Source organism: Pseudomonas sp. SB113 (assembly GCF_040754745.1).
In the GTDB taxonomy this organism is placed as follows: domain Bacteria; phylum Pseudomonadota; class Gammaproteobacteria; order Pseudomonadales; family Pseudomonadaceae; genus Aquipseudomonas; species Aquipseudomonas grimontii.
Genome location: NZ_JBFMHW010000066.1, coordinates 1 through 758, shown reverse-complemented (window position 1 = coordinate 758; position 758 = coordinate 1). Strand labels below are relative to the sequence as shown.

Here is a 758-nt window from a genome sequence, read left to right as displayed (position 1 = left end):
ATGGTGCAGGCGTGCTCAAATTACGCAAAACGGGAAGTGACACCCTTCGTGCAGGCGGGTTAAGCACCTACTCAGGTGGTACGGAGATTAGTTACGGCATCATTGAGATGTCACACGCCGACGCGCTCGGGACCGGCGCGATTGAGTTCACGTCGAACGGGGCCTCCGCTGCAAGTTTGGCTTTCCGCCTGACCGACGAGAGCATTTCCGTCGCTAACGACATGATCATCACTGGCAATGCGGGCGCGATGTTCAATGTCGACGCTGGTCGCTCTGCAACGCTTAGCGGTAATATTTCCGGGGGGGAGCTGATCAAGTACGGCTATGGAACACTTACGTTGACCGGCCAGAACACCTACACAGGCGGAACGGGCATTCAGTACGGAACGCTCGTTGTTGACAGTGCCGGTGGTCAAGGTGCGATTGCCGACAACTCCACACTGACAGTCGGAGCATTTGGCACGCTTCGGCTCGCGCAAAGCGAGGTCATCGATCGTGTGGTCGCCAACGGTCGAACCGTCCTCGACAGTGGCACAAGGCTCACCGTGGGGCTATTTGGCGGTAATTCCGAGTTTCGCGACATAATTTCCGGCGATGGTATGTTGGTAAAGGAAGGCACCGGTTCACTCGAACTGATTACCGGTTCGAGTTTCACCGGCGGCACATTCATCAATGGCGGAAGAGTTCTTGCGGCTAGAAACCAATCATTCGGGACGGGATCGGTCAATTTCAACCGGCCGCCGAACGGCCACAACGTC

Annotated in this window: 1 protein-coding gene; it reads left to right on the top strand. The window is 56.6% G+C overall.

The window, feature by feature from the left end:
- Positions 1–11: 11 nt before the first annotated feature.
- A partial coding sequence (locus tag AB1462_RS31415; protein WP_367248956.1) for an autotransporter-associated beta strand repeat-containing protein occupies positions 12–758 on the top strand: 747 nt, incomplete at its 3' end.